The organism is Arthrobacter sp. SAFR-044 (genome assembly GCF_051965175.1).
Classification (GTDB): Bacteria; Actinomycetota; Actinomycetes; order Actinomycetales; family Micrococcaceae; genus Arthrobacter.
Genome location: NZ_JBQCMK010000002.1, coordinates 57,302 through 68,471 on the forward strand (window position 1 = coordinate 57,302; position 11,170 = coordinate 68,471).

Here is an 11,170-nt window from a genome sequence, read left to right on the forward strand (position 1 = left end):
AATGGATGAAAGCCGCGACGGCCGCTCGCGGGCCTTCGGGGACACCGTGGCCATGGACCTCGCGTCCGGCCGCGCCGTCGACCTTGCTGAACTCTACGCCCTGGATGCTGTGACGGAGCAGGAACGCGACGCCATCGACCGTTACATCTCGACGGCCCCGGAAACCGAACGCCGGGCTTTCCTTGAGCGTGTCCGGCAGTCCCGGGAGGCACTGGTCCGCACGTTCCGTGCAGAGGAGGAACCGCCGTCGGACCTGTTCCAGCGGATTGTTGCCCAGCTTCCCGCCCAACTCCCGGGCAAGGACGGAATAACGGGTGGAGGCGCGCAGGCCTCGGCCGGAAGCACGGCACCGGCTCCCCTGCAGGGATCGGGTGACGAGCTGGCGCAGGCCCGGAAGCGCCGTGAGGAACGCCGGGGCGCATCCGGTACCCGCCGTTGGCTGGTGGGGGTGGCAGCGGCAGCAGCCATCGCCCTGGGCGGCGTTGGCGTAGGCGCCTATATGGCTGACCAGAACGACCCCGTCAACCAGGTGGCCAGGGCCAATGACCTGCGCGAGGCTTCGGTGAACGTGGCGGGCGGCGGCAAGGCCACCCTCCTGATCTCAGCGTCCGAGGACGCAGCCGTGGTTAAGATGAGCGGTGTGCCCGCGCCTCCGGCCGGCAAGGTCTACCAAATGTGGCTGATCCCCAAGGACGGCTCCGCTCCGGTGTCGCAGGGTCTGATGGACGAGCAGGCGCTCTCCAAGCCTGCCGTGGTCCAGGGCATCCACTCGGCGGCTTCACTGGGCATCACTGTTGAGCCCGCCGGCGGATCCAAGGCACCGACCCTGCCCACAGTGGCCGCGGCCCCACTGGGCGCATAGCCCCCGCACTAATCCAACGCCCCGTTCCTTCGCCGGAAGGAACGGGGCGTTTTGGTTGGGCTCAGAAACCCGCGATGGTGCCTGGTCCGTTGATTGCCACCACGTGGAAGGCCTCCGCGCTGCGCCCCTCGGGGAGGCCGGCCCTGGCGGCGTTGACGTGCATGCCCTGGCGGACGGTGGCTTCCATGGCCTCCACGTCAGGGTGCTGGCTGACGTGGACATGGATGGCGGCCAGCTTCGCTTCCACCTGGGCGGTGACGTCCACGAAGTGGTTCTCCCGTTCCCCGGGACCGGCGTAGAGCCACAGCCACGGCAGCTTGTACGCTTCGAGGCCCGCTTCTGCCAGTTCAGGGTAGGCAAAGGGGTTTTCGAGTGCCGGATACACGGCGCGGGTCACGGCTTCCCCCACGGCCAGGTGGTCGGGGTGGCTCTTCTGGATCCGCTGCCAGTTCCGTTCGGGGTGCATGGCAAGGACGACGTCGGGACGGACTTCGCGGATCAGCCGCACCACGCCTTTCATCACCTCTTGCGACGGCTCGAGGTATCCGTCCCGCTGGTGGAGGTAGTGGATGTCGGTGACGCCCACCAGTTCAGCGGCACGCCGCTGCTCGGCGTCGCGCATGGCGATGATGTCCGCGCGGTGCGCGGGGTCGAAGCCGCCGGCGTCGCCGTCGGTCATGATGCAGTAACTGACCTGCACGCCTGCCGCCGTCCATGCGGCGATGGTGCCGGCAGCGCCGAAGTCGATGTCGTCGGGATGGGCCGCAAAACAGAGCACCCGCCCAACCCGGTGGATGTCCGGGTTGAACGGGCTCTGTGCCTGCTCGTGGGAGGCAGTCAAAGAATCAGCCTTTTCGCTTCTTGATTTCGGCGGCGGCCTGCGGGAGCACGTCGAACACGTCCCCGATGATCCCGAAATCAGCAATCTCAAAGACCGGGGATTCGGCATCCTTGTTGATCGCGACAATCACCTTGGAGGTCTGCATGCCGGCTTTCTGCTGGATGGCGCCGGAGATGCCCGCAGAGATGTAGAGCTGCGGGGAGACGGTCTTGCCGGTCTGTCCCACCTGCGCGTCGTGGCTGATCCAGCCGGCATCCGTGGCGGCACGCGATGCGCCGACCGCGGCGCCGAGGGCATCGGCCAGTTCCTCGACGGGACCGAAGTCGCCGTCCATGCCGCGTCCGCCGGCCACCACGATCCGGGCATCGGTGAGGTCGGGACGGCCGCTGGCCACCTTCTGTTCCCGGGCGGTGATGCGGGCCGCAGCGGCTACTGCCGGGACCTCCACGGTGGCGGTCCCGGGGCTGGTGGCGGCAGGAGCCGGTTCCGGGGTGACGTTGTTGGCCTTGAGGGTCAGCACGGACACAGGCGTCGTGGCCTTGCAGGCGGTGGTGTAGGAGCCGGCCAGGACGGACTTGTGCGCGGTGCCGTCCTGGTCCACGGCCACGACGTCGGTAATGACGCCGGCATTGAGGCGGATGCCCAGCCGCGCCGCGATTTCCTTGCCTTCGGGCGAGTTGTCCAGGAGCACGATGCCGGCACCGGTGCTTTCAGCCGCGGCGGCCAGGTAGGCAGCCTTGGGTGCCACCAGGAAGTCGTCCAGATCCTCGGTTGCCGGGCGCAGGATGGATCCCACCCCGTACTCGGCGAAGGTGGCAGCGACGGCGTCGGACAGCTCTCCGTTGAGCGCCACAGTGCTCTCGCCCAGGGAACGCGCCAGGGTCAACAGCTCAAGGCTGCTCTTCTTGAGCGACGCGCCCGGGTTGTCGATGAATACAAGTATGCTTGCCATGTCGTTGTCCCTCTTAGAGCAGCTTCTGGGCGGCCAGGAAATCAACCAGCTTGATGCCGGCGTCGCCCTCGTCGGTGATGATGGTGCCTGCGGTCCTGGGCGGCCGCTGTTCCGCGCTGGTCACGGTGGTCCAGGAACCGGCGAAGCCCACCTGCGCCGGGTCAACGCCGATATCGGCCAGGGACAACGTGCTGATGCTCTTGCGCTTGGCTGCGATGATGCCCTTGAAATTCGGGTACCGGGGCTCGTTGATCTGGTCCGTCACGGACACCACGGCGGGCAGCGGCGCCTCCACCGTTTCAGACGAGGTGTCGGCGTCGCGGCGGGCCGTCAGCCTGCCGCCGTCGACCTCGAGCGTGGATGCGAAGGTCACCTGCGGCAACCCGAGCCGCTCCGCAAGCTGTGCCGGCACGAGCGAGGTCTCGCCGTCGGTGGAGGCCATGCCGGTGATGACCAGGTCCACGCCACCCAGGTGGCGGACGGCGGCCGCGAGCGCCAGCGAGGTAGCTGCGGCGTCGGAACCGGCCAGGGCGCCATCCGTGAGGTGCACGCCCTCGGTGGCACCCATCTGCAGCGATTTCTTGATCGCGTTGACCGCTCCGGCAGGACCCATGCTCAGGGCGATGACCTGGTTGCCCGCCTTGCTTCCGCCCCGTGCCTCAGCCAGCTGCAGCGCTGCTTCGAGCGCGTACTCGTCAAGCTCGGACAGGATGCTTTCGTCGCGGTCCGCGGTGTAGCCCTCCCCGTTGAGATGACGGTCGAACTGGGCGTCCGGTACATGTTTGACCAGGACTACGATCTTCAATGTCTCTTCCACTGTTTCTACAGCAGCCTTCCATGCTTGTGGACAGCCAGCCGGGTGGGACATGGCCGCAATATGCCCGGCAGGCGGGTAACCCTAGCTAACCATATCGGCGGGTCCCCGCGCCCTGTTCCGTTAACGCCTGTGTCAGGCTTTCCCCGGGAGCACAGAACGACGGCGGCGCCCCCGTTGGCGGGGACGTCGCCGTCGTTATTTCCTGGCTTTACTGCTGCCGCACTTTAGCTGGCAGCCGCACCCAGCGTCACGTCGAACGTCTGTTCCTTGCCGCTGCGCATGACCGTGATCTTCACGGTGGATCCGGCCGGCTGCTCGCGGACGGCAGCCGTCAGCTGGTTCGGTTCGCCGATGGTGAGGTCGTTGAACTTGGTGATGACGTCACCAACCTTGATGCCGGCCTTTCCTGCCGCCGAATTGGCCTCTACGGTGGCGACGTCAGCCCCCACCGAGAATTCGGATGCTGCGCCCGAGGTGGTCTTGGCCTTGACGCTGACGCCAAGCTGCCCATGGGAGGCCTTGCCGCTGTCGATGATCTCCTGGGCTACGCGCTTGGCGTTGTTGATGGGGATGCTGAACCCAACGCCGATGTTGCCGCTTTGCGAGGTGGAGGTGCCGGACCCGGCGGAGGCGATGGCCACGTTCACACCGATGATCTCGCCCTTGCTGTTCACCAAGGCGCCACCGGAGTTACCCGGGTTGATGGCGGCGTCGGTCTGGATCACGTTGATGGCGATGGAACCCTCGCCTGAGCTCTGCTGGCTCTGGCCGCCGCCCGGAGGGGCGAACTGGAATCCCTGGTCGCCGCCCTGGCTGTTGTCCCCACCCTTGGGCGCAGCGGAGGATGCCACGCTGATGGTGCGGTTGAGGGTGGACACAATGCCGTCCGTGACCGTTCCGGTCAGGCCGAGCGGGGAGCCGATGGCGATGGCGGTATCGCCAACATTGAGCTTGGAGGAATCACCGAGCGTGGCGGGGGTGAGCCCTGATGTGTCGTCCACCTTGATGACGGCGAGGTCGGACAGCGGGTCGGTGCCCACCAGCTTCGCGGGGAGGACCTTTCCATCGCTGGTCCGGATTTCAAGGGTGGCGTTGGCGGTCTGGCCGTCGAGGGTCACCACGTGCGTGTTGGTCAGGATATGCCCCTGGTCGTCAAGGACAATGCCGGAACCGGTGCCCCCGGAGCTGCCGCTGGTGGCGCTGATGGTGACAACGCTCGGCGAGGCCTTCACGGCCGCTGCCGTGATGGCGTTGACATCGTCTTTGTTGTTGACGATCACCGTGCCGGGCTGGTTGTTGCTGCCAACGGCTGACGTGCTGGACCCGGTATTTCCAAACATTTCACCGGCGCCAACCGTTGCCACTCCGCCACCCACGAGCCCTGCTGCGAGGATGCTTGCTACCAAGGTGCCCACGCCAAAGGATGCCTTCCGGCGCGGCGCGTCCTTGGGGTTCGGTGCGAGGCCGACACTTCCGTTGGGCGCGCCCTGGCCGGCCCCGTGCATGGGGTGGCCGTGCTGGTCCGGCTGCTGGCCGTAGGGTGCGGACTGACCGTAGAACGGCTGCCGCTGCGGGTAAACGGGGCGGGGAGCCCCCGGCAACTCCTGGGTCTGGTGTTCACGCATCTGCGGCTGGTCCAGGCGTTCCGTGTGGTTGTGGGCGTCCACGTGTTCCTGTCCCCCGGTTGCACCCCCGTTCCCATACTGAGTACCTGCCGGGCGGTCTCCGGGCTGCTGGGGGCCGGGCTGTTGCGGGCCGGGCTGCTGCCACGGGCCCCGGCTGCCCCCCTGGTTGTTCTCCGGGACCGGTCCTGGGCTTTGATTCTCAGTCATGGGACTTCCTTTCATCCTGTCTGCCATTAACTATGGCCCGTCCCGCTGGAACAAGCTCGGATGTTTGCTGAGAGCTTCCTGAACGCCCGACCGGTCGCCAGGTGTGGCCGCTGCACGTTTCGCTGGCGGCATATTCGGCCGCATGGACTGGTTGTGGGGTGCACCATAGAATCAAGATGAATTGCCACAGCGACCTGCGGCTTCACACCAAGCGTGGGGGCGCTGCTGGATTCGACGACTGATTCGTCCCGAATCGGTGTCAGGCGTGCTGAAGGGTTGCACATGCGGTCAAAGTTCAAACGTATCCTCGCCGTGATCGGCCTTGCCGGGCTGTTGGCGGCACCCGCCGGCGCGGCCTGGGCCGAAGACCCGGTCACCATCCCGTCCGGGACCAACATCGTTGACGACGCCAGCGTGCTGGGCGGCCGAAAGGGTGAGGTCCAGGATGCGATCCAGAAACTGCTCAAGGACCACAAGTACAACCTGTACGTGGTCACGGTGAAGTCGTTCGACAACCCCTCTGACCCTGCGGCCTGGAGCCAGGCTGTGGCAAAGACCAAGGGCATGGGCAAGGCGGACGTCATCCTTGCCATCGCCACCGATCAGGGCAAGTACTACTTCTCCCCCAATTCGGCCAGTGCCATCTACGCCAAGCGTTCCAACATCACCCAGAATGCGGTGGTCGCCAACCTCGCAGGCGGCAAGAAGGACTACGCCCAGGCCGCCATTGACACCGCCTCCGCCGTAGGTGACGCCGCCAACGGCGGCAGCGGCAACGTCTCATCCGGTGATGGCGCCGGCGCCGGGCTCCTCGTCGGTGCTGGCGTAGTGGTCGCAGGAGGCGGCGCCTACCTGTACTACCGCAACCGCCGTAAGAAGGCCGCAGGCCAGGCGGCATCCAGCGGAAGCTACGGCCCGCAGGGTGCAGAGCTCGACCCGCTGGCGTCGCTCAGCGTGGAGGAACTCCGCCGGAAGAGCGGTTCCCTGCTGATTGAAGCGGATGACGCCATCAAATCGAGCGAGCAGGAACTCGGCTTCGCCCAGGCACAGTACGGTGATTCCGCCGTCGGGAACTTCACCAAGGCCCTGGCTGAAGCGAAGGCCCATATGACGGAGTCCTTCAAGCTGCAGCAGCAGCTCGATGACCACATCCCGGACACCGAGGAGCAGCAGCGCACCTGGCTGGGCGAGATCATCCGCCGGTCGGAAGCGGCGCTCGAGTCGCTCCAGGAGCAGAAGGCGGACTTCGACTCCCTGCGCGAGCTGGAGAAGAACGCTCCCCAGGCCCTGGCAGCCGTCAACGCCGGAGCCCGCGAGGCCGATGGCAAAATCTCCAGTGCCGAGCAGTCCCTGCAGGAAATGCGGTCAAAATACGCGGACAGCGCGCTGGCACAGGTTTCGGACAACATTGTGCAGGCCAAGGAGCGGCTGGCCTTCGTGCAGAACGCCTCCGGGACGGCACAGCAGAAGCTCGGTGAGGGCGAAGCAAGCCTGGCTGCCGTGGCCGTCCGCGCGGCTGAGGAAAGCCTGCACCAAACCAACGTCCTCCTGGACGCCATTTCCAAGGTCGCCACCAACCTCGACGAGGCCCGCAATGGCCTTGAGGGAGCGGTTGTGGACACGTCCCAGGACCTGGCACAGGCAAAGGCCATGATCCAGTCCGGCGCCCACGCGGAATTGGCTGGACCGGTAGCCGCGGTGGAGGCGGCGTTGGCCCAGGTCAAGACCGAAATCCAGGGCGGGAGAATCGACCCGATCGCCACCCTTCAGCGGGTGGAAACAGCCCACCAGTCCCTGGACCAGGCCCTGACGGGCATCCGCGACCAGCAGGAACAGGCCCGGCGCGCACAGGCGTCCCTGCAGCAGACAATCATGTCCGCCCAGGCCCAGATCAGCGCAACGTCCGACTACATCACCGCCCGCCGCGGCGGTGTGGGCACCGAGGCACGCACCCGGCTCGCGGAGTCCCAGCGGAACCTCGACTACGCGCTGTCCATCGCCCGCACGGATCCAGTCACCGCGCTCACCTATGCGCAGCAGGCCCACGCCCTCGCGGCGCAGGCCGCACAGCTGGCCCAGGCCGACGTGGACCACTTCGACGGCTACGCGAACCAGGGCTTTGGCCGCGGCGGCATGTTCGGCGGCGGGGGCGGCGGCGGTCTGGGCGGGGCCATCCTGGGCGGCATCCTGATCAACTCCATCCTCAACGGCGGTCACGGCGGCTGGGGCGGCGGCGGAGGCGGCTGGGGTGATGGCGGCGGCGGAGGCGGCTGGGGTGGAGACTCCGGTGGCTTCGGCGGCGGCGACTTTGGCGGCGGCGACTCCGGCAGTTTCTAGAGACTTCCGCCGGACACGCCGGAAGATCCCGGCGGGCGGACAGACGCAGTACACCACTGTGCACCGGTTCCAGTGGTCAACACAGAGCAGGACGAAAGGCAAACACCATGGTTAAGCAGTCCATTTTCGGCCGGATCGCGCAGCTGGCGAAGGCGAACATCAACTCCTTGCTGGACAACGCCGAAGATCCGCAGAAGATGCTGGACCAGATGGTCCGCGACTACACCAACAACATCGCCGAAGCCGAGTCCGCCGTGGCGCAGACCATCGGCAACCTCCGGATGCTGGAAGACGACTACAACGAAGACGTCAAGAACGCCCGGGACTGGGGAAACAAGGCTCTCGCCGCCTCCCGCAAGGCCGATGAGTTCCGGGCCGCCGGCGATGTAGCCGACGCCGAGAAGTTCGACAACCTGGCCAAGGTGGCGCTGCAGCGCCAGATGGCGGCCGAAAGCGAAGCCAAGGGTGCAGAGCCGAGCATCGCCTCCCAGCGCGAGGTAGTGGACAAGCTGAAGACCGGCCTGGACCAGATGAAGAACAAGCTCAACCAGCTGACCAGCAAGCGCAACGAGCTCGTTGCCAGGTCCAAGACGGCAGCGGCGCAGACCCAGGTCCACGACGCGATCAAGAGCATCGACATCATGGATCCCACCAGCGAGGTGGGCCGCTTCGAGGAAAAGATCCGCCGCGAAGAGGCGAAGGTCCGTGGGCAGCAGGAGCTTGCAGCGTCCAGCCTGGACGCACAGTTCAACCAGCTGGAGGACCTGGGCGAGCAGACGGAGATTGAGGCCCGGCTGGCGGCCCTCAAGGCTGGAAACTCCAAGCCTGCGCTGGGTGCCGCAAGCCCCGCTTCGTCCGAGTCGGCGGTCGATGAGGCGGATTTTGACAAGCTCTAAGATCCGGAGCCGTGCCTCCAGCTGACTATGGCAATGGCCGGGACCGTGGTCCCGGCCATTGCCGTGTCCCCTGTGTGTAGCGTGGTGGCATGAATTCTTCCCATGGCTCGTCCCTGGTCTGGCTGCGTGATGACTTGAGGCTGGACGACAACCCGGCCCTCGCAGAGGCCGCGCGCCGGGGTGCGCCCCTGACGGTGGCCTACATCCTGGACGAGGAGTCCGACGGCGTGCGGCCCCTCGGCGGAGCAGCGCGCTGGTGGCTGCACCACTCCCTGGCCGCACTGTCCGCCGACCTCGACAGCAAGGGATCCCGCCTCGTACTCCGGCGTGGCCCCGCCGGCGAAGTCATCCGGGACCTTGCCGGCCAGACGGGGGCCAGCCACCTCTTCTGGAACCGCCGGTACGGGGAACCGGAAAGGACCATCGACGCCGGAGTCAAAGACTGGGCGGGCACGAACGGGATCCAGGCATCCAGCTACCGGGCGAACCTCCTCTTCGAGCCATGGACCGTGAAGACCGGGGCAGGCGGGCCTTACAAGGTCTACTCGCCCTTCTGGCGCGCCTGCCTCGCCTCACAGGACATCCGTGACCCGCTCGAGGCGCCCGACACGCTGCCCCCGCCTGCCACTGCCGGGCCGGGCCTGCCGGGCAGTGACACCCTCAGCAGCTGGAATCTCCTTCCCACCAAGCCCGGCTGGAGCGGTGGACTGGCTGCCACGTGGAAACCCGGGGAGAAGGGCGCAGCAGAGCGGCTTGAGGACTTCCTGGATGGCCCCATCGAGGACTACGGCACCGGCCGGAATCTGCCAGGAACCGAGGGCACCAGCCGGCTGTCACCTTATCTCCGCTTCGGCGAGGTCAGCCCGTTCCGCGTGTGGCGGGAGATCCGCCGCCGGCATCCCCGCAAGATTCCTTCCGACGTCGGCACCTACCGGGCCGAACTGGGCTGGCGGGAATTCAACTGGCACCTGCTGTACCACAACCCGGACCTGGCCACCCGGAATTTCCGGCCCGCCTTCGACAACTTCCAGTGGGCCTCCCCCAGCCGGGAGGAGCTCGCCGCCTGGCAGCAGGGAAACACCGGCTACCCCCTGGTGGATGCCGGCATGCGGCAGCTGTGGCAGACCGGCTGGATGCACAACCGGGTGCGGATGGCTGCAGCGTCGTTCCTGGTCAAGAACCTGCTGACCGACTGGCGGATCGGGGAGGCATGGTTCTGGGACACGCTGGTGGATGCCGACGCCGCCAACAACCCCGCCAACTGGCAGTGGGTGGCGGGCTCGGGGGCGGACGCCTCACCCTACTACCGGATCTTCAACCCGGTGACCCAAAGCAGGAAGTTCGACGCCGACGGCAGCTACCTGCGCACGTTCATACCGGAACTCCGGGAACTCAAGGGCAAGGACATCCACGAACCGTGGGCAGCGGAAACCGACGGCTACCCCCAGCCGCTCGTAGACCTGCCAGAGTCCCGGGAACGGGCCCTCGACGCTTACCAGAAGATCAAGAACGCCTGACCGCCTGCGCGCGGTGACCGCCTACCCAGCGGCCAGGCAGCCCCTAGCGGCTGACCTTGCCCATCAGGGAGGCGACGGGCCGCAGGAAGATCGGGCGGGCCAGGAACCAGGCAGCCACCATCACGGCGACGGAGGCGACGAACACCCAGAAACCAAACCAGCCGTCGTCGTCGCGGACCCCGTACATGTGGTTCAGGTTCCGCAGGGCCCCGGTGGCAAGCACCAGGAAGACGTGGACCACGATAAAGGCAACAAAGTAGACCATTACCGGGAAGTGGACGGCGCGGGCCCACTCAATGGGGAACGCCTTGTTGAGGCCCGCTGCCTTCTTGGGCCAGGCACCGGACATCCGCAGGCCCGTGATGAACGCCAGCGGTGCCGCGATGAAGACGGTCACGAAGTATGCCAGCAGCTGCAATGCGTTGTAGTTGATCCAGCCGTCCTCGATGGGCCAGTCAAGCGACGCGTACTGCAGCGCGGCCGATAGCGCATTCGGGAAGATGTCCCAGCTGGTGGGGACAATACGCGTCCACTGTCCGGTGGCGAACAGCAGGACGGCAAAGATGAGTCCGTTCAGGATCCAGAGGGCATCGAGGGTCAGGTGGAACCAGAGCTCAAGGCTGATCTTGGTGGGCGCGTTCCTGGTGCGGATCAGGCCCTTGTTGTTCCTGGTCCAGTATCCGCTGGGCCGTGTGGTGGTCCGTACCTGCCACCCGGTACGGATGATCAGGAGCAGGAAGAACGCGTTCAGGAAGTGCTGCCAGGCCAGCCATGCGGGGAATCCCACGGGCGCGTTGCCCGGAAGTTCGGACCGGCCCGGGTAGTCGGCGACAAAGGATGCCACGGCCGGCAGCCCCGTGAGCAGCTTGGCCAACAGGACCACCAGGACCAGTGCCACGAGGACGGCGGGAACCATCCAATAAAGCCGGGACCGCTTACCCGTCGCGGAGCCGGGCTTTTTCGTGGGTGTGGCCATCGAACAACATACCTCTCAGGAATGACTTGGGGCTGCCCACAGATCGCGGGACCCTTCGAAAGAGAATACTAGGAACTGGGCGCATCCAAGGAAAAGAAAGGCCCCGACCGGCGTAACTGCCGGTCGGGGCCTTCATAAGT

9 protein-coding genes are annotated in these 11,170 nt (G+C 66.4%); 4 read left to right on the top strand and 5 right to left on the bottom strand.

The window, feature by feature from the left end:
* Window position 1: 1 nt before the first annotated feature.
* On the top strand, window positions 2–862 hold the full coding sequence (locus ACTHQS_RS03000; RefSeq protein ID WP_440165953.1) for an anti-sigma factor domain-containing protein: 861 nt from the start codon (window positions 2–4) through the stop codon (window positions 860–862).
* 61 nt (window positions 863–923) lie between these two features.
* Here ACTHQS_RS03000 and ACTHQS_RS03005 read toward each other — a convergent pair whose 3' ends face one another.
* From ACTHQS_RS03005 to ACTHQS_RS03020, 4 genes are all read right to left on the bottom strand, one after another.
* Window positions 924–1,703 carry a PIG-L deacetylase family protein gene (locus ACTHQS_RS03005; protein WP_440165955.1) on the bottom strand — a complete coding sequence of 260 codons (780 nt, stop codon included), beginning with the start codon at window positions 1,701–1,703 and terminating at the stop codon, window positions 924–926.
* Window positions 1,704–1,707: 4 nt separating this feature from the next.
* Window positions 1,708–2,655, bottom strand: a complete 948-nt coding sequence (locus ACTHQS_RS03010) for an electron transfer flavoprotein subunit alpha/FixB family protein (RefSeq protein ID WP_440165957.1) — start codon at window positions 2,653–2,655, stop codon at window positions 1,708–1,710.
* Window positions 2,656–2,668: 13 nt separating this feature from the next.
* On the bottom strand, window positions 2,669–3,460 hold the full coding sequence (locus ACTHQS_RS03015) for an electron transfer flavoprotein subunit beta/FixA family protein (protein ID WP_440165958.1): 792 nt from the start codon (window positions 3,458–3,460) through the stop codon (window positions 2,669–2,671).
* A 236-nt stretch (window positions 3,461–3,696) separates the two neighbouring features.
* The gene (locus tag ACTHQS_RS03020; RefSeq protein WP_440165960.1) at window positions 3,697–5,304 is read right to left on the bottom strand and encodes a S1C family serine protease; all 1,608 of its coding nucleotides are present in this window, start codon (window positions 5,302–5,304) and stop codon (window positions 3,697–3,699) included.
* 282 nt (window positions 5,305–5,586) lie between these two features.
* Here ACTHQS_RS03020 and ACTHQS_RS03025 point away from each other — a divergent pair, with 282 nt between their 5' ends.
* From ACTHQS_RS03025 to ACTHQS_RS03035, 3 genes are all read left to right on the top strand, one after another.
* Window positions 5,587–7,641, top strand: coding sequence for a TPM domain-containing protein (locus tag ACTHQS_RS03025; RefSeq protein WP_440165962.1), 2,055 nt, complete (start codon window positions 5,587–5,589; stop codon window positions 7,639–7,641).
* A gap of 107 nt (window positions 7,642–7,748) precedes the next feature.
* The gene (locus ACTHQS_RS03030) at window positions 7,749–8,537 is read left to right on the top strand and encodes a PspA/IM30 family protein (RefSeq protein ID WP_440165964.1); all 789 of its coding nucleotides are present in this window, start codon (window positions 7,749–7,751) and stop codon (window positions 8,535–8,537) included.
* An 89-nt stretch (window positions 8,538–8,626) separates the two neighbouring features.
* Window positions 8,627–10,054, top strand: coding sequence for a cryptochrome/photolyase family protein (locus tag ACTHQS_RS03035; RefSeq protein WP_440165966.1), 1,428 nt, complete (start codon window positions 8,627–8,629; stop codon window positions 10,052–10,054).
* Window positions 10,055–10,097: 43 nt separating this feature from the next.
* Here the strand turns inward: ACTHQS_RS03035 and ACTHQS_RS03040 are convergent, their stop codons facing one another.
* Complete coding sequence (locus ACTHQS_RS03040) at window positions 10,098–11,030, bottom strand: cytochrome b/b6 domain-containing protein (RefSeq protein ID WP_440165968.1); 933 nt, start codon at window positions 11,028–11,030, stop codon at window positions 10,098–10,100.
* Window positions 11,031–11,170: the final 140 nt, after the last annotated feature.